Here is a 19,000-nt window from a genome sequence, read left to right on the forward strand (position 1 = left end):
CAGTAGTCCTCTCATGGGCGACGAAATTCGGGCTCGCTTTGCTCTCGGGTTACTTGTACCGTTGCGTCCACCACACCAAGCAGTCGCACAACTGCATCAGCACCGCCAACGCCACCCGCTGCTCTTCGGTCTCGATCTGCCACAGCCTTGCCGACATCGCCAACACTTGTGCAGTATCGTTCGCGTCTACATCGTCATTGGGAATCTCTAAGCCAGCAGCAGCGACAATCTCAACAAATGCATCCCAAGTGGCCTTCCAATAATCGGCTTTGGCCTGTTCCTTGCCGCGCAAGCGCAGTTGCTCGCCCCAAAACCGTTCCAAACCGTAGGCGATCGCCATTCGCATTTTGTAAGACTGATTGAGGCTGTTGGGGTCGTTTTGTTTGGCTGCCAACACCAATTTTTGCGCCTCGCGATCGAGGCCGTAAGATTTCCATGCCATCGCTTATAAGTCTCCTCCTAAAAACACCTGACAGCGACCGAAGCCGATTGATTCCAGGCCGCCAAAATAGAGTTCCGCTTCGCTCTTCTCCCCAAACGGCGCCCAGCCGGTTTCTTTCAAGGCGATGGGAAACACCAACACCGTGCCTTCGGGCAAGGCTTCCACATTGAAAAAGGCTCCGTCTTCAACTTTCTTTTGCTCGTCAGCTAGCTTGACGCGGCTTTGGCGGTAGAGGGCCATGTCGTGCAACATGCCGATGTCGTTGTCGTCGACGACGACGAGGCGATCGCTTGGCAGATCGACCCCTTCGGGCACCCAATCGGAGAGATCGGCTTCGTGCTCGATTTCTAAAAAGCCCAGATTGAAGAACAGGACTCTTTGCTTGCTGGGTCCAGAGCCTATTTGTCTGCCCTGAAGGGTTTTGGGGGCGGTGTAGGCTTTGGGCAATTGCCGATCGAGCCCTCGGATGCGCTGATAGCGGGCCAATAACCTGGGGCAAGTCACCCACACAATGGGCTGGCCGGGACAGAAGATGGGCAGCCAGACAATGGAAGCATATTCGAACTTGACCAGAGCTTCAAAATTTTTATTCTCCTCTTGCGACGTTTCGGAGGATTCCTTACTGTCTGACGTAGCAGCTCGTCCATACCAGTTATTTGCATTCCGCTGATTTTCCGCGCTATTGTCGCCGCGCATATCCGCCCGGAATCGTCCCCGAATGGAGCTGCCGGGAATAATGCCTGTCTGGGTGAATTGGTCGCGGAAAATTAAGTTGAGATTGCCTGTCTCCTCTCCCGCGCTGGCTCCGACGTGAACTGGAGCCTCGGTATGAATCACTCCGTAAGCTTTGGAATACATGGGTCACCTTGATGAAGACTCGATATTGATTGAGTGGCTCTGCATTGCCCTCACCCCCGGCCCCTCTCCCTGGGGAGAGGGGAGGAAGAGGTTGGAATCTCAGTTTGTTGGAGTGGGGTGAAATGCTGCTGGTAGTGGCAGTGCTAGACCGCATCCCCAGCGGCTGAGATGGGGACCCTCTTTGGGGAACCACTGGTTGGGCCAGTGGTTCCAGGCGGGTTGGGGAGCTGCTAACACGTATACGCTGCCTGCTGGCGTGGTGTAACGCCCTCTGGACAAGCGCTTGACATGTCCTTTGCCTCCCATGCGGTAGCGATAGGGCTCGGGTCGTTCCGTCAGCAAAGCCACTCGACCCTCCCAAGCGGTTGGATAGCGTCGCGACAGGCGGTTAGAGCCCCAGACTGACGGGGCGATGGTGGCAAAACTATGGCCCAAATCGCGATCGAGTAACTGTGCGGTGGACTGGCTCAAGGGTTGGCAATCCACTGATGCCAGATGTCCTTCGCCGCCAAATCGATACCATCCTGACCTCAGAGACTTGTTGGCGAGATATACGAGACAGGTGTCGGGGTGCATCTGCACGCCATTTTCTAGAAATAAGCCGCCTCGGCCCTCCTCTATATCTACCTTGCGCTGCTCGGTTTCTAGGCGGGGGTGGAGGTGGGGGACAAATTGCCAGGGCTCGCCGTAGAGTTTGAGTTCGGGCCAACGATCGCGATCGCCGAGCCGATCCCAAGCGGAGAGGGGCACCCAGGTGTGAGAACTAAATTTGCCAGACGGCATGTTGCCATCGAAGTCCAGCCATTCTCCTTCCGCTCCGGGCTGCCCGCTCCAGCGCAGCGCTTGCACGATGGCGTAGTGCTCTGGCTCGGTTTCATCATCCGCGTCTTGCGGCGGGAGTTGTCGAGCCAGTATCGAAAAAGGAGTGGGGACGCAGAAGTTTTGCGGTTGCGATCGGAAGCTCCAAAACGGTCCGGCTAAATACAGGGACTGCACCTCTGCATTGCCGTGGGTTGCGGCAAACAAGCCAGATAGGGTGGGGGTGTCTGGGGGAAAATGTTGGCCCGATCGCCCCACGAGATTTTCGGGGGATAGAAACCGTCCGGTGCTGCCGTAAAGCAAGCCCAAGGGCTCGATCGCAATGAGATACCGGAACGTTTTGAGGGCAGATTCCGCTGGGGAGGCCGGGGTTGAGCGTTCGGTTACTGGCATAGATGAAATCCCACTTTGGCAAGGTTAGTCACCCACTGGTTGAGGGCGCGTCGGACGTTGGGGCTAGAAGACAGTTGCGCGATCGCCTCGTCAGCGCGATCGGGGAGCAAAAATCGTTGCGGATCGCCCAAAATGCCCGATGAAACTCGACCTTCGTCGCCATCGACATTCCACCAATGCTGTTCTGACAGGGGATTCGCTGCTTGGCGGAAATCGGGGAAGTAGACTTCGAAGAGTGCGGTGGCTACCTCGATTGGGTTGCCCTCAAAGGCGTGGCGGCTTTCCAGCTCGACAACGTCGTTATAGAAATGAGTCCAGTTTTGGCCGCCTTCGCGATCGCGGTAGCCCGAGAGCAAGTCTTTTTCCAGCCAGTGCCAGGGGCAGACCCACTCCAATGTGTTGCCTCCGGCAAATAAAATGCGCAGGGCGAGACGATCGCGTCCCAGTTGTTTGGCGGATTGTTCGGCGGCTTTGCAGTGTTGCAAGACATCCCGCTGGGGCACGCGGGGACTGCACCAGACAAATCCCACGCTGACGGTGATGGGTTTGGGGCTGTTGCCGTGCCAGACATCGCGACTGAAGGTTTGCAGCCAATTCACGCAGTCTTTGGCCAGAATTTGTGCTTGCGGGCGATACAAAACCCCTAAAAAATCGTCTCCTCCGGCGTAGATGGTGCGTCCGCCGGGAGGAAGGTCTTGTTGTACCAACTCGTGTCCCCAAGTTCTCATCAGCGCGCTAAATGCTTGCGTGTTTTGGGCGGCTGTGGATTGAGACTGGCTGTTTTGTTGTCGTTCGAGATACTGTCCGACAGAGTCGCCGTCTCCCTGAAACCAGCCGGTCCAGAATTTGGGTTCTTTCTCCATTTTGGCATTGGGTTTGGCTAAGCGATTGAGATCGCGAAAGCTATCTGGGTTGAGTTCGTTTTGGAGTTTGGCGAGCAGGTCGCTTAATTCAGAACAGCCTATTGCGGGGCGATCGAGGGCGGTGGTGAGGCGATCGACAAACTGTTCGCCAATGGCTTCGTGGGTGATGAGGCGCTTGACCAGTTCGGGAATGCTGAGTTCTTCATCGGGATCGAGAAAGGCTTGACCGATGCTTGCTTTGAGGGTTTCTCTGTCTCGACCGGAAGTCCCATTCTTGCGTCGCAAAAGATAGGCTTCTCCCAGTTCGGCGCTGAGTTTGCGGGCAAAGGCTGTCGCTTCGAGTTTGGCTCGACCGTAGTTGAGTTGTCTGAGATCGCCTTCTCGGCCCATTCCCGGTCTGACAATCGCGTCTGCGCCTGAGAGGGTCGAGCTTTCGCCCGTCCAGTTAACGCCTACCCAGTCGCGCGATCGCTTGGTGTTGTTCAATTTTTGGCGCACGGCGGAGATGCTGTCTCCGGCAACTCCCGATGCGTAGAAAAATTCCCAGGCATGGTTGCGCCAGTGGCTCCAGGCTCGTTGCCAGCCTTCGCCGTAGGTCCAATCGTCTGACTGGACGCGTTCTGCGATCCAAGCGCGGCAGGTGTCGATCGCGCTCGACCAGGTGAGGGAAAAGCTTTGGTGGGCGAGGTCGTGAGGGAAGGGGGTTGTGCCTGCGATGAGGATGAGGTTGGGTAAGCCTTGGGCGATGTTGGGGAGGGCGGGGGAGATGACGGTGTAGTTGTGGCGATTCGCTGCGGTACAGACGGACCAAGATAGGAGTGATAGCAGATAGGAGCTACCGTACAAATCTCTCAGCTTGCGAGATTTTTCGATAAAGCCTTGCACTGGTGCAAAGGTTACGACAGTGTAGATATTGCTGTCACTATCCATCAGAACGGTTTTTAGGGAGTGAGTTGACGATAATTTGCTTGTCTAGCTCGAACGGGAGATTCTAATGCTTTCTTCAGAGTTGGTGATTTTTCTCAACTGAGTGCCACGATGCGTAACGTTCGATTGTCTTGCGATGAGTCTAAGAGTCAGAACGAGAAATACCTCCCGCTATTTCTGTGTTAGGTCGAATTGCTCGAATTCTTCTTGGTTGCAAGGAATCATCAACGTTGAATCGCGATCGCCTTCTTGGATCTCATGGATTTGCTGTAGAAAAATTGGGGTATTAAAGAATCGAATTGAGAATTTTTTTTCTTCTCCTTTTAATGGAATCATGCCAATGCGCCCTAAGACTTCAGCTCGTGTGAGCTCTGAACGGCGTAGTTCGAGGGGTAATTCAAATTTATTATCGCCATAGCACAGCATTACCTTTACCTTTTGGTGCTGAAGCTTTTTCTGATGCTCTTTCTCCTGCTCGAACCTGTGTTCTAAATTTGCGATCTTCTGCAAAATAGCTCTGGAAGATTCTCCTTCACCCAAGACAAATATGCGATTCAAGAAAAAGAAGAGTATACCAACTGCCAGAAGTTCTGATGACAGGTTAATTGCGATCGCCTGGAGAGTTCCTTGAAAGAAGCGATCGCCAACTAAAGCAAGGGTGACAGACAGAGCTATCAGGAGTCCATAAACCGCTAGCTCGTAGCGTTTCAGTCCGATCTTATCTTATTTGGCATTGGCTTTGTCGGCATCACCTACGTCTCACCGATTCTTTGCGATCGGATTAGTTGGAAAAGCAAATGCAATCCACTTACATCGAAATCCTAAACGGTCTCACCGATTCTTTGCGATCGGATTAGTTGGAAAAATCTCAGCTACGAATGGGCTAGTCTGCCGGTAGGTCTCACCGAATTCTTTGCGATCGGATTAGTTGGAAACAGTCCTAAACGCCACCTCTCGTTCAGAACAGTGAGCATCTCACCGATTCTTTGCGATCGGATTAGTTGGAAACAAACACGCGAGCACCACTGTCTGTGTTCTCTCCGTCTCACCGATTCTTTGCGATCGGATTAAACCTCTTCCATGTTGAGACCTAGAGTTTTCAGACATTGCACTCAGCCCCCTAAATCCCCCACCAGTGGGGGACTTCCGCGAGGCTATTGGCTTCGTTCTGCAACTGTCGATCGCAGCGATCGCCGCTCGCCTTCCCCGTCTCCCAATTCCAACCGGCACTGCACACAAGTCCCCCAGAATGGGGGATTTAGGGGGCTAATGCAGCAAACCACAGCGCTAGTAGGAAAAACTCAAAGCTATGGGTTTCAAAACAGACTCGGTTTAGTTGGAAACTTGAGTTAATGCAACCTCCTCCAGATTTCCATATGCATCTCACCGATTCTTTGCGATCGGATTAAACCTCTTCCATGTTGAGACCTAGAGTTTTCAGACATTGCACTCAGCCCCCTAAATCCCCCACCAGTGGGGGACTTCCGCGAGGCTATTGGCTTTGTTCTGCAACTGTCGATCGCAGCGATCGCCGCTCGCCTTCCCCGTCTCCCAATTCCAACCGGCACTGCACACAAGTCCCCCAGAATGGGGGATTTAGGGGGCTAATGCAGTGAACCACAGCGCTAGTAGAAAAAACTCAAAACTATGGGTTTCAAACCAGACTCGGTTTAGTTGGAAACTTGAGTTAATGAAACCTCCTCCAGATTTCCATATGCGTCTCACCGATTCTTTGCGATCGGATTAAACCTCTTCCATGTTGAGACCTAGAGTTTTCAGACATTGCACTCAGCCCCCTAAATCCCCCACCAGTGGGGGACTTCCGCGAGGCTATTGGCTTCGTTCTGCAACTGTCGATCGCTGCGATCGCCGCTCGCCTTCCCCGTCTCCCAATTCCAACCGGCACTGCACACAAGTCCCCCAGAATGGGGGATTTAGGGGGCTAATGCAGCGAACCACAGCGCTAGTAGGAAGAATTCAAAACTAAGGGTTTCAAACCAGACTCGGTTTAGTTGGAAACTTGAGTTAATGAAACCTCCTCCAGATTTCCATATGCGTCTCACCGATTCTTTGCGATCGGATTAAACCTCTTCCATGTTGAGACCTAGAGTTTTCAGACATTGCACTCAGCCCCCTAAATCCCCCACCAGTGGGGGACTTCCGCGAGGCTATTGGCTTCGTTCTGCAACTGTCGATCGCTGCGATCGCCGATCTCCTTCCCCGTCTCCCAATTCCAACCGGCACTGCACACAAGTCCCCCAGAATGGGGGATTTAGGGGGCTAATGCAGCGAACCACAGCGCTAGTAGGAAGAATTCAAAACTAAGGGTTTCAAACCAAACTCGGTTTAGTTGGAAACTTGAGTTAATGAAACCTCCTCCAGATTTCCATATGCGTCTCACCGATTCTTTGCGATCGGATTAAACCTCTTCCATGTTGAGACCTAGAGTTTTCAGACATTGCACTCAGCCCCCTAAATCCCCCACCAGTGGGGGACTTCCGCGAGGCTATTGGCTTCGTTCTGCAACTGTCGATCGCTGCGATCGCCGATCTCCTTCCCCGTCTCCCAATTCCAACCGGCACTGCACACAAGTCCCCCAGAATGGGGGATTTAGGGGGCTAATGCAGTGAACCACAGCGCTAGTAGAAAAAACTCAAAACTATGGGTTTCAAACCAGACTCGGTTTAGTTGGAAACTTGAGTTAATGAAACCTCCTCCAGATTTCCATATGCGTCTCACCGATTCTTTGCGATCGGATTAAACCTCTTCCATGTTGAGACCTAGAGTTTTCAGACATTGCACTCAGCCCCCTAAATCCCCCACCAGTGGGGGACTTCCGCGAGGCTATTGGCTTCGTTCTGCAACTGTCGATCGCTGCGATCGCCGCTCGCCTTCCCCGTCTCCCAATTCCAACCGGCACTGCACACAAGTCCCCCAGAATGGGGGATTTAGGGGGCTAATGCAGCGAACCACAGCGCTAGTAGGAAGAATTCAAAACTAAGGGTTTCAAACCAGACTCGGTTTAGTTGGAAACTTGAGTTAATGAAACCTCCTCCAGATTTCCATATGCGTCTCACCGATTCTTTGCGATCGGATTAAACCTCTTCCATGTTGAGACCTAGAGTTTTCAGACATTGCACTCAGCCCCCTAAATCCCCCACCAGTGGGGGACTTCCGCGAGGCTATTAGCTTCGTTCTGCAACTGTCGATCGCTGCGATCGCCGATCGCCTTCCCCGTCTCCCAATTCCAACCGGCACTGCACACAAGTCCCCCAGAATGGGGGATTTAGGGGGCTAATGCAGCGAACCACAGCGCTAGTAGGAAAAACTCAAAACTAAGGGTTTCAAACCAGACTCGGTTTAGTTGGAAACTTGAGTTAATGAAACCTCCTCCAGATTTCCATATGCGTCTCACCGATTCTTTGCGATCGAATTAGTTGAAAACACCATTTACTGCTGGCTATTTTGAATCGCGCGACAAACTTGGCCGAGCTTGGCCGAGAGAAAATACTGATGCTAGGTATAGCACCCAAAAGATATTAATTGAGGCATCCCTCATCAAAAGACTTTCCGTAAAGTTATTGGCAACGATCGTCGTGAGAAAACAAAGGGGGAACCAATCTCCGGCCCTATTTGAGTAATAGGCCTTAGATAAGGCGCGACAGTAGCCAATTCCCCAACTCAAGACAAAGCAAGCAAACCCGATCGCACCTACATCTAATAGCATGTCAATAAACCCATTATGGGAATGGGGCGGCAGGTATTCGAGACCCAACGAAAATCTCTGCCCCGCCTCGATTTGATAAATCCCTCCCGCAGTCCAAAATGACCCGCGACCGAACCCCAGCCAAGGGCGATCGCTCAAACGCTCGAAGGCATAATCCCAAATCAACGTGCGCCCAGACAGTGTAGGATTGCGATCTAAGCCGAGCAGGATTTCATTCCAGTTAGCGATCGAGATCGCAGTGACACTACCGATTAACAATAACCCCAAAGATAAGAAAAGGATTGTGGTTTTGCCTCTCCAGCGATACCGCTTAAACTGATAGATGGCAGCTAGAATAAAAAACAATAACAGGAGAGAAGATTTCGATGTCGTCTGGAGTATTAAAAGGATCGATAGCCCCAGCCCTCCCCAATCCAGCCAGCATTTAGAGATCGAGTTCACTGGGTTAAACAGCAGTTTTAGATAGAACGCAATCGCACTCAAAACCATTACGGCACCCAATGTATTTTTGTGCTCGTAAATACCTTTCCACGCTCCGGGATGATCGACATAGTGAATGGCAATACCGGGCAAGATGAATGCGTAGATAGCGCTGAGAACAGCAGCTAAAGCTAGAACCCACGAGAGAGCTTTGAGGCGATCTTCGGGGCGAAAAGTTGCAGCCAGATAGACTCCAAATGTACTCATGCGCAAAAGCTCAATTGCTCGGCTGATGGTGTTCTGGGGGTAGTCAGACCATAGGAAAGAAAGGCAAGATAGCACGATTAATATGCAGATGAAGTAATCATTACTCAGCACTTGAAGTGTTTTGGCGGGGCGGCGAAAGACTGAGAACCCGAGGGCAGCCAACCAAATGGCGTAACGGGCGAGTTTGAGTGCAATGCCGGGGAGAATGGCAGGCAAAACTCCAGAGAATAGTGCGATACCAGCGATCGCCAAGAGAATTTCCAGTCGATCGAAAAATGCCGAGGAAATCTTCAATTGCCTCAGTCCCTTCAAGCGGCAGGCCACTGAACTGGATTGGGCAGAAGCCCTTGGGAGATGGTCAATCATGGCGAGGGCTCAGATGCTGAATGGGTGGATTGAGCAGCGAGATAGCCCCAGGTATAGGCTGTTGGGGCGATGGTTTGCTGAATCGTAAATTCAGAGACGGCAGGGAAGTGGTAGAGATCGAAATAGGCTTCAGCAGCGGGCCATGCTTGCGGAGATGGCATGAGTTGCTGGGCGAGTAGTTGCTTGACAAACCAATAGTCTGCGAATTGAACTAGGTCGAGGGGACCGTAGATGGTGATGCCGGGTGGGGGCGATGGGTTGGCGATACGGGCATCGACGATGAGGGGATGTTGCGGACTGCGATGGCCCAAGCCCGTCGTAAAAACGGTATTGCTTGGGTTGGCTCCTGCCGCAAATTGAGTGGCAAGCTGGGCGGCTTTTAAATAGCGGGGCTCTTGGGTTAAGGAGTGGGCTCGCAGGAGGGCGATCGCCTTGGGGGTGCCAAAACTATTGCCCCAGCCGATGGGAGTATGGGGATCGACTTTCGTCCATTTGAAAGCGGTGTCTTGCCCTTGACTGAGAGCGCGATTGGCCTCTCTGAGTAGGGCTGACTCTGCGTTGGCTTGCACCTCCCGATCCACGCTTGCTTGGGGCAGGCGAGCATAAACGTAGGCGGCATCCCGCCGATCGTGATGTTGCCATTGGTAAGTGTCGCGATCGCCCTCCACAAAGACAGTGGTATCGAGAAAGAGCTGATGCCAGCGCTTGTCCCCCGTCAAGGCATAGAGTTCGATCGCCGCTAAATCCCGGCTGTCTGTCACCCGATAAGACGCGATCGCCTCACCCGAGTGAGATTCTGCATAGTCCATTGCCTTAAGCGCGCTGTCTCGATAAACTGCAGCGCTATCCGGGCTTGTCGCCTCCAACCAACGAGCCGCCCGAGCCGCTACCCCGGCATATTCGTAGCTCGACCAAACATCTGGGGCATAGGCCATCACATCCAGCGATTCTTGCCAACTGGTTTCCCCAAACTTGGGATGAGCCCCTGATTCAATCCCGCCGCGAATTCCTCCCTCAGCCGTTTGCAGTCGCCGGAAGAAATCCACCCCCCACAGGGCTTCGTCCACTAGATCGGGCCGGTCGTTACTCGACTCGGGAATCTCCAAATTGACCCGCGCAAAATAGTCTGGAAACAGATCGGCTAGCTCCAACAGCAGTCGTGCCACGCGCAAGTGTTGAATGCGGCGATCCCAGTCCCCCGCATCGAAATATCCTCCCCAGGCGTCGGCCACCACCTCATCGGTTCGGGTTTCCTGCAACGCTTCAAAGACATTGCGATCGCCCAGGCCCATCGTCGTGTCCATCAACGACACTTGCGACTGGTAGACCTCGACGCCATCGTCGGGGTGAAAGGCTCGGGGTCGGCGGTAGTCACTGTAGGGCGGTCCCAGTTCGACGCCGCTGCGCTGGTGGTACAGCCCTCGGGCGGAGACATAGAAAGCGTCTTGCCAAGCCGTTTCGGCGATCGCAAATGACTGGGAACATCCCACCCCCTCGACACAGAGGCGATAGTCTCCCGGTTGCTGCAACGGGCTGAAGTCGGCGAGATACACATCGGTACCGTTGTAGTTGCGCCCTCGGGGATCTTCTGGGGTGACTTCGGGTTTGGAGAGTTGGGTGGTGCCGCTGAAGGCAACGCGATCGGTGGCATTATCGATGATCGAAAATGGGACGCCTTCGGGGTAATCGAGTCCGCCGCCATTGCCCATCCAGGTGGATAGAAAGCCGACTTTAGCCAGATCGGAGGGCCGAAAACCGAGCTGTGAAACGTGGATGGCTTCGCTCGCAGAACGGGACGAATCGAACGCGAAGTTTTGGAGGGGAAGGTCGCTGTTGGGAAAGGCGATCGCGTAGGTTTGACCTTCCTCAAGTGCCTGCGGCAAGTCTAAATAAAGGGTGTGGGACATGGCCCAACGGTAATCCCAGCTTCCTACACGAGCTGAATCGGTGGGCTTGCTCTTGCGAAAGACGGTTGTGGGAGAGCGACTGTCGAGATAGTGGGCATCGTTTGGGGAGGCGATCGCGTAACTTTGAGGGCGATCGGCCCAGTCGGTGTCTAGGGGGTCTCCGGCAAAGCGATCGAGGGAATAGAGAATTTGGCGATCGTCCCCCACCAAGACGCCAAGGGCTCGACCATTGCGCGTCACCCAAGCCTCCCCCTTACCATTTTCGGCAATCTCATCCCTCGGATCGGGAACGTAAATCTGTTGTTCTCCCCTGATAACCCGCCCCGTCTCGATTTCAAGCGCCAATACATCCTCTCGCACCGGGTACACTCGGGCGATTTGGGGAGCGGAGGTCTCGGCTGCTGTGAGGGAATTGGACTGAAGGGTGTCAGCCCCAGAGCCAAACCGAAATAGCCCCGAGACGAACAGGACGGCGACGACACTGCCCAGCCAAAACGATTTCCATTTCATCAGTAGGGAAGACCTAAGAGGTTGTTAGATATTGCACTCGGGGGCAGCGGATTTGGAACAGGCAATCTCTCGCCACTGTGCCACTGCCAAGCATGGCGAACAATCGTATTCAAATCGCTATAGCGAGGGGTCCAGCCCAACATTTCAGCGGCGCGTTGGTTGCTGCCCACCAGCAAGGGGGGATCTCCCGCCCGACGGGGGGCAACTCGAACGTCAAACGATCGCCCGGACACCTGCATGACGGTCTCGGCAACTTCCTTCACAGAGAAGCCCTGCATATTGCCCAAATTCAAGGTTAGGGAAGTCTGTTCTCGCTGGAGATAGCGCAGCGAGAGTTTGAATGCCTCGGCTAAATCCATCACGTGGACGTAATCGCGCACGCAGGTGCCGTCAGGGGTGTTGTAGTCGTCCCCAAAGATTTTCAGGTGCGATCGTAGGCCGAGGGCGGCTTCGATCGCGATCGGAATCAGATGGGTTTCTGGCTCGTGGGCTTCGCCGATGCTGCCGTCGGGGGCAGCCCCAGCCGCGTTAAAAAAGCGCAGAATCGCCGACTGGAGCTCGAAGGCTCGGCTGTAATCTTGCAGGATGCGCTCCACCATCAACTTGGTCGCTCCGTAGGGGCTGATGGGGTTGAGGGGGTGGGATTCGGGGATGGGTTGAATGCTGGGGGCACCGTAGACGGCGCAGGTGGAGGGGAAGACCAACTGTTTGACGTTGGCCGCTACCATCGCGTCTAGCAATGTCAGGGTGTTGGCGACATTGTTGCGATAGTACAGACTGGGCAAAAGGGTGGATTCTCCCACTTGAATGGATGCGGCTAGATGGCAGACAGCGGCAAAGGAATGGGCTGCAAATAAATGATTGAGAAACGCCCTATTGCCGATATCCCCCACCACCAGGCGTCCGTCCGGGACAAAGTCTCCGCGACCGTTCGACAAATTATCGAGAACGATCGCGTCATAGCCTGCCTCCAACAAGACTTTCGTGACGTGAGCGCCAATGTAGCCTGCACCACCTGTGACTAGGATTTTTTCTGGCATGGTCAACTTACGCTCCGGTGAATTTTGTGTACTGAGAGCTCAGTGTTTTTTCAACTCAACTAGTGCTTTTGGCCCTCACCCCCGGCCCCTCTCCCCAGGGAGAGGGGAGTGATATTCCTCAATCCTTTTTGGCTTGACGATGAACTCGGTTGGTGTCGAGATGAAAACGCTACATTTCAAGCTTGCGGCAGGCGTTTGCGACAGTACCACATTACTTTCTTGAGATTGTGGGAGATGTTGGCTGGATTTAAGGTTAGGGGATCGAACTTTCTTGAATTTGAACGGGGAAAGTCTCGCTCGGGAATTGAAACATTTAAAAAAGGACAAAGCTTCTCCCATCCGTCTCCTTTTGTAATGTCCATGACAAGCAATTGCAATGCCTTATTTCCAGAGAAATAGCTACGAACCCGATCGTTGTGGGACTGGTATGCTCGGGCAAACACGGATTCGTCAAAGGTCGTCTGGCCGTATATCAAAGTACGATAATAATGACGGTAGTGGTTGCTGCTAGGCACTGCCTTGTCTGAATTAAAGGGGGCGCTTCTACATGAATCGATCCACTTATCTAGGCTACGAACTGTGAGAATAAACTTTGAATTGGGCCAGCATTCATCTAACTGTTTGAAAATAGCTGGAATAGGGGCGTCAGAGATGGCATCGTAGCGATCGAGGATCGATAGGCGGTAGTTCTCCGATCTAAGTTCAGCTACTGTTTTCCGATCGCGAACGAAATGAATTGAGCGATAATTAAGCATTTTTAGGGCATTATGCAAGCTGGTGGTTGCTGTTTTGGGCATGCCAATTCCGAAGATCTTGTTCATGAGATGCCGATAACCTCCATTAATGAAAACTGAGAATAACATTACAAATAAATCTAAGCTCTTAGAAGTTCGAGCTGCTTTTGGAATAGCTTGAATGGGTAAGGCGATCGCGGTTCTGTGACCGCAGGAGAGCTGGCCCAATCCATCGGGAGAATAGGTTCGAAGCTAGTTTGCAATGGATAGGAGGCTCCAGTGTCTAGGGCGTTGTGAATGGCCAGCACAATTTCGTTGATGTGAAGGGAATAGCGAGCAGACAGGCGCTGGGGGCGGTTTTGGCCGATCGCGTCGGCCATTTCAGCCACCCCCCGGCAAAAGTCCATGACTTGCGAGACGTTAGAACGATGGCGGCGGCTCGCCGGTCTCGCCAGCGGCAGGGTCTCTTTCCAGGGGGCGAGCATCATTTTTCGGCGGATCTTGATGCGGCGTTGAATCTGCACGGGGGAGCGATAATCCCAGCAATCTTTTGTGGAGAGAATACCCTCGTCGCCAACAATGTGCAGGGAGCGATCGCGGGGGGCGACGATGCTGCAAGTGAGACGGGCAACGACGCCGGAGGCAAATTTGATGCAGGCAACGGAGAAGTCGGGGGCGTTGCGATCGAGGGGGATATCGGTTTGTTTGTCGGGGACGAGGCAGGAGGAGAAGGCAGATACGGAGAGGGCGGGGCCGAAGAAGGCGGCTAGCCAGGTGACGTAATATCCGGCATGTTCGAGGGTGCAACCCACTTCAAATTCATCCTTATAGGGCCAAGGGATGCCCGAGTCGCTATACCACTTGCGGTAGGGCATTCGATGCACGAGCCCGTCATCCATTTCGGCATAGACGAGGCGCACCTGACCGATGTGGTTTTCTCGCAGGGCTTTCCAGATGCTTTGGGCGGTTTCTCCCAGTAGGCTGCAGGGGGCGGAGGAGAGGCAGAGTCTGCGATCTTCGGCGATCGCCACCAGTTCCTGTGCCTGGGTCATGTCTGTGGCTAGCGGCTTTTCGGAGTAGACGTGTTTGCCCGCTTCCAGGCTGGCTTTAGACACTTCGTAGTGGCTGTCGGGGTTGGTGAGATTGAGAACGATGTCGATGCGATCGTCGTTTAACAGATCCGCGAGGGTTTCGTAGACCGGTACGGCATAGCGATCGCTAAACTGAACGGCCCGATCGCGATCGCGATCCATCACGCCCAATAGACGGAGCTGGGGATGATTCTTGAGGGTTTTGGCGTAGTAATCGGCCACAAAGCCGCATCCAACAAAGGCAATATTCACGATTTACATGCTCCTAAAATTTGGTCTAGTGATGTCGAAATAGCATTAGGCCAGCCAGTGGCTTAAATCGCGCTGAATCAATTCCTGGAGTTGGAAAATATCCTGGCGATACTCTTGCATGAGTTGATGTCGCAATTGAGGCGAGAGCTGAGGCTTGTGCAAGCTGCGCTGAATCAGACTATTGACAATAGGGCGACGGACGGATTCTGGCAGGAAGGTTTTGACAATCGTTTTGAGGGGGTCGTTCTCTTTCAGAAGATAGTTATAGACGCCGCGATTTTTGGGAATTCCTGAAGGGTTATGTTTGGACGAGGTGTCGAGAGTAAAGGCATCGCTAACCCCTAAAAACTGACAAATATTTTTAACTAAGCCGATCGCGTCGCTACACAGATCCTCGTAGAGATACACTCGAATGCGATCGCGATCGAATTTGCTGTAATACCGCTGCAGTTGTTGGAAATAAAAGCCCAATTCTTTGTAACGCCAGAGAAATTCCCAATTTTGTGCCCTGCGCTTGGGTTCCGCCTGCAGGGCTCGACCGAAGTCGGCATAGGGTTCGTGGTTGTCTCGTTTGAGGTGGAGGTAGCTGGAGTAGGCGCGATCGGCGGGCTGGCGCAAGATGGCAATCAGTTTGGCGTTGGGGATGTGCTGGTGGATGCGATCGGCGGCCTCGGGAACGGCAAGATAGGCAGTAGATGCCTCCCCGATCGCCACTTCGTTGGAGACCCCCTCAAACAGGGATTGATAAGTGGTTAAGTCTGTAATGGTGTCGTCGTTAATGTCGCGTTGATTCGGACCCCTAAACTCTAAAGGTCGATCCTCAAAGGCAAAAAACCTGGGTTCTTTGTGGGGGCTCATATAGATCTCTGGATGTCGGTTGAGATATTGGTAGAGAGCTGTTGTGCCGGATTTGGCTGCTCCGATAATCAGGAAGTTTGGCATTGACATAAGGGTGTTTGGAAAGAGGAAAGGATAGATGGAGATCGGCGATCGATCGCGGTCTCAATAGAATTAGACAGACAGTTCTAGCTGGGGCCACATCACCATCAGCGGCGAGTCCCGAACAATTGAGGCGATGTCGTCTTTCTGTTGCTTTGAAAGCTGCTTTTGCCACTTATCTAGCGTAGTTTTACTGTCGCGATACACGCTGAAATAAGCCTTGGACTGGCTGCGGAATTTGCGATCGCCAGCACGGGTTCGATCGACGAACGCTCGGGTGGCTGCTCCGAGTTCCCAACCGAGGAATTCAAACAGAGATGCGACAGTGGCTTGAGGGTCTCGGCAGAGGTCTTCGTACACCAGCACTCCAGCACGAGGGTTCCGTAGGGTGTAATCAACCAGGGGTTCCGCCAGCAGTCGCCAGTTGAGGGTATGCAGTTGGGTTTCGGACAAGTCTGCAAGGCGATCGCGATATTCGCTCAGATACACCCCCGCCAAACTGTCGATGCCCTGACGGACTCGGGCCATCAGTTGGGAGCGATCGTTGTGGGAGTGCAAGCCCAGTTCTCGACCCTTAAGAAATGACGCGAGGGTGGCGAAGGGATTGCGAACGGTGGAGATCGTCATGGGATTGAGCACTTCGCACAGCTTTGGGAACAAATAGCTGGGGAAGTTGACCTCTTTAATCAAGACAGGCGTGGCGGAGGTCAAAGGAACGCGCCCGTAAGTTTCGTAGAGAAATTTGAGTGCGTCGAGACGCTTGCCCGCGCCGAACAAGAGGTGTAGCAGTTGGGAGCTTTGCTGGCGAAAGCTTTTGGCGGGGAAAGGGGGCAGATCGACCGCCATGTGACAGTCGCGGCAGAGGGCATCAAAGCGATCGCGCAGTTCCCGCACCTCTCCACGGGCCAAGTCATCCTTCCAGTCGGTGTAGGGGGAGGGTTTCGCCGACAGAAACGGCTCGTATTTGAGCAGGCAATGTTCGTAGGTGTTGAGGATTTGGCACAGCCAAGTGGTGCCCGATCGCCCCGGTCCTGCAATCAGAACGTAGTTGAGTGGGGAAGCAGGGGCGGCGGCAGCGGCTGATGAATGCTGCGCGGAGTGAAGGGAAAGCGTGTCTATCACAGTGAAAACCTCAATGAAAATGCTCGATTTTGGCAAACAACTGACCCGTTTTTACGGCTTGGCAGCGATCGCTGGGGTTCGCTCGCGAAGCTTGCAATTGAGTGCCCGTCAGGTGGGGAGGGTAATAGTAGGTGTACAGATCGGCAGCTTGCGCGAGCCCGTTCGCCACCAAACCCAAAACAGAGATATTGGAATTCACCAAGTAATCATTGGCAGCGCTGGCGCTGGCGACATCCAGCAGGCCGGGACGGACCACAACCAACGCCCCATCGGCCATGCTCGCCAAAATGCCCGCATCGGCGGTGGCGAGTAGGGGCGGACTGTCCAAAACGATGCGATCGTAGTGGCGGGAGAGGACGGCTAACATCGATCTGAATTTGCGGTAGTCGAGCGTAGGGGGGCTGGGGCGATCGCCCATTGCCAGCACATCCAGATGGGGCGAGACCGGTTGAATCACTTGTGACAGTTGGGCACTCCCCTGCAAGACCTGTCTCAAACCGATGCCGCCATCCAACTGCCAGATCTCGTGCTGTGCGGGGCGGAAGAGATCGCCGTCGATCGAGAGGGTACGATAGCGGTTTTGGGCCATGACGCTGGCGAGGTTAGCCGCGACGGTGGTTTTCCCCTCCTGCGGCAGGGCGCTGGTCACGGCAATGATTTGGGGGGCATTGTCCAGTTGAGCAAAGTTGAGGTTGGTTTGCAGGGCGTGGTAGGCAGCACTCGCAGGGGTGAAGGAAGCAGGCGCAGAAGAGCGATCGCCGCCTGCCAGTTGAAATAAAGGTTGGCGAGGATCGAGCTGGAGGGAGTCTAGATCGGGAATGGTCGCCAAAGACCGATAGGCAAATAGTTTTTTGATATCGCGGGCAGTTTTAACGGATGGGTCCAGCAGGTCGAGGGCGAAGGCAGTGGCGATCGCCAATAAGCCACCGGCCACCCCTGCCCCTGCCACCAACAACTTGCCATTGCGACCCGTAGGACTGGTGGGCGGCAGTGCGGCAGAAATCACGCGGGCATTACCAATGGTTTGGTTCTCGGCAGCTTGCACTTCCCGCAGGCGACCGAGTAGTGCCTCGTAGGTGCTTTGCGCGGCCTGCAGTCGGCGCTCCAACTCCCGTTGGCTTTGCTCCAGTTCGGGCAGGCTGCTAGCCCGTTCGCGGTTGGCGGCTAGAGTGGCATTGACTGCGGCAATTTGGCTGCTGAGGGACTGGCGTTCGATTTCCGCTCGCACGAATTCCCCAATCAGATTGGTGCGCAGATCGCTCAGTTGCAATCCCCCGACAGCGGCGGTCGTCCCGTGGGTCAGTCGCTCGGCTACGCGGGTATCTAACAGTTGCTGCAACTGCTCCAGCTCGGCCTGCAAGCCCAGAACTACGGGGCTATCGCTGCGGAAGCGGGCGCGTTCGACGGCTAAGTCCGCTTGGATGTCTTGCACTTGCGCCAGGGCGTCGTTCACGCCGGGGGAACGGGCCACATCCACCACTTCGAGGGCGCCTTCGAAGGAGAGTCCGAGCTGGTTGCGCAAGGCTTCCGCTCGCCGCGCCATCGCTGCCAACTGGATATTGAGCTGAGCCGCCTGACCCTTGAGGGCATTCAGCGTTCCCACCGTTGCATTGGCTTCCTGCTGCAGGTCTAAGATGCCGTGCTCCTCTTTAAATGCCCGCAGCGCTGCTTCTGCTTCATTCACGGTGGCTTCGCTGCGGGGTAACTGAGTTTCAATAAATTGGCGGGCGGCGGCAGCGGCGGCTTGGTTGGCTCGAACGTTGTTTTCGAGATAGACCTCCATCAGTTTGTTTGCCACCCGCGCAGCCATTTGCGGGTCGGGGCTGAGGTAGCTGACGGCGATCGCATCCGTACCGAGCACGGAGTCAGTGGAGAGATTGCGCACAAATGTGGCGTAAGAGAGCGGTTCGCCTTCTTCTGTTTGCAAGCCCAGCTCGGCAATGGTCTCTTGCACCACAGTGACCGATCGCAAAATTTCCAGTTGAGTATCAGCCGGATTATTCTGCAATCCCAGCGTGTCCACTTCCCCCAATGTCCCCCCCAAGCCCGTCAGCGAGGCTGTTCGATCCACTTCCACCAATAGCTTCCCCTCGGCCTCGTACGCGGGGGTCTGCAGCACAATCGCTGCGGCAGTGAGAACCGGTAGAGACAGAAACACCGCGATCGCGGGCTTCCAGTGGCGTTTCAGCACCAGCCAATATTCTTCTAGTTCGATGTCTTCGTGACGCAGTTCGGCAGACACGGGATTCATCCTCAGTTCGTCAGGGTTTTGGGATCGATCGGAGAAAATCATCGGACTAAACCTCATCCATGTTGAGACCTG

General features: G+C 54.2%; 13 protein-coding genes and 1 CRISPR repeat array. All 13 genes read right to left on the minus strand.

Annotated elements, in window-relative coordinates:
• Window positions 1-49: 49 nt before the first annotated feature.
• Complete coding sequence (locus SYN7336_RS18670; protein ID WP_017327457.1) at window positions 50-442, minus strand: hypothetical protein; 393 nt, start codon at window positions 440-442, stop codon at window positions 50-52.
• 3 nt (window positions 443-445) lie between these two features.
• Entirely contained in the window at window positions 446-1,300 is an 855-nt protein-coding gene (locus tag SYN7336_RS18675; protein WP_017327458.1) for an RAMP superfamily CRISPR-associated protein, read from the minus strand.
• A 99-nt stretch (window positions 1,301-1,399) separates the two neighbouring features.
• Window positions 1,400-2,512 carry a hypothetical protein gene (locus tag SYN7336_RS18680; RefSeq protein WP_017327459.1) on the minus strand — a complete coding sequence of 371 codons (1,113 nt, stop codon included), beginning with the start codon at window positions 2,510-2,512 and terminating at the stop codon, window positions 1,400-1,402.
• Complete coding sequence (locus tag SYN7336_RS18685) at window positions 2,503-4,305, minus strand: type III-B CRISPR-associated protein Cas10/Cmr2 (RefSeq protein ID WP_017327460.1); 1,803 nt, start codon at window positions 4,303-4,305, stop codon at window positions 2,503-2,505. The genes SYN7336_RS18680 and SYN7336_RS18685 overlap by 10 nt, the downstream gene beginning before the upstream one ends.
• 168 nt (window positions 4,306-4,473) lie before the next feature.
• Window positions 4,474-4,842: a hypothetical protein gene (locus SYN7336_RS18690; protein ID WP_017327461.1), complete on the minus strand. Its 369-nt coding sequence runs from the start codon at window positions 4,840-4,842 to the stop codon at window positions 4,474-4,476.
• Between the two features lie 216 nt (window positions 4,843-5,058).
• Window positions 5,059-5,380: direct repeats of the CRISPR family, unit length 35 nt; unit sequence TCTCACCGATTCTTTGCGATCGGATTAGTTGGAAA.
• Window positions 5,381-7,762: 2,382 nt separating this feature from the next.
• Entirely contained in the window at window positions 7,763-9,082 is a 1,320-nt protein-coding gene (locus SYN7336_RS26715) for an O-antigen ligase (protein WP_017327467.1), read from the minus strand.
• Window positions 9,079-11,499: a glycoside hydrolase family 9 protein gene (locus tag SYN7336_RS18735; RefSeq protein ID WP_017327468.1), complete on the minus strand. Its 2,421-nt coding sequence runs from the start codon at window positions 11,497-11,499 to the stop codon at window positions 9,079-9,081. Before SYN7336_RS18735 ends, SYN7336_RS26715 begins: the two co-directional genes overlap by 4 nt.
• Window positions 11,499-12,539, minus strand: coding sequence for a UDP-glucose 4-epimerase GalE (gene galE, locus SYN7336_RS18740; protein WP_017327469.1), 1,041 nt, complete (start codon window positions 12,537-12,539; stop codon window positions 11,499-11,501). The genes SYN7336_RS18735 and galE overlap by 1 nt, the downstream gene beginning before the upstream one ends.
• A gap of 176 nt (window positions 12,540-12,715) precedes the next feature.
• Window positions 12,716-13,360 carry a sulfotransferase family protein gene (locus tag SYN7336_RS18745; RefSeq protein WP_156820225.1) on the minus strand — a complete coding sequence of 215 codons (645 nt, stop codon included), beginning with the start codon at window positions 13,358-13,360 and terminating at the stop codon, window positions 12,716-12,718.
• Window positions 13,361-13,413: 53 nt separating this feature from the next.
• Window positions 13,414-14,616 carry a Gfo/Idh/MocA family protein gene (locus SYN7336_RS18750; protein ID WP_017327471.1) on the minus strand — a complete coding sequence of 401 codons (1,203 nt, stop codon included), beginning with the start codon at window positions 14,614-14,616 and terminating at the stop codon, window positions 13,414-13,416.
• A gap of 45 nt (window positions 14,617-14,661) precedes the next feature.
• Window positions 14,662-15,564: a sulfotransferase gene (locus SYN7336_RS18755; RefSeq protein WP_026101141.1), complete on the minus strand. Its 903-nt coding sequence runs from the start codon at window positions 15,562-15,564 to the stop codon at window positions 14,662-14,664.
• A 63-nt stretch (window positions 15,565-15,627) separates the two neighbouring features.
• Window positions 15,628-16,677, minus strand: a complete 1,050-nt coding sequence (locus tag SYN7336_RS18760) for a sulfotransferase domain-containing protein (protein ID WP_162139121.1) — start codon at window positions 16,675-16,677, stop codon at window positions 15,628-15,630.
• A gap of 10 nt (window positions 16,678-16,687) precedes the next feature.
• Window positions 16,688-18,919, minus strand: coding sequence for a polysaccharide biosynthesis tyrosine autokinase (locus SYN7336_RS26720; RefSeq protein WP_071590907.1), 2,232 nt, complete (start codon window positions 18,917-18,919; stop codon window positions 16,688-16,690).
• Window positions 18,920-19,000 lie beyond the last annotated feature (81 nt).

It is taken from the genome of Synechococcus sp. PCC 7336, from assembly GCF_000332275.1.
GTDB lineage: Bacteria > Cyanobacteriota > Cyanobacteriia > Thermostichales > PCC-7336 > PCC-7336.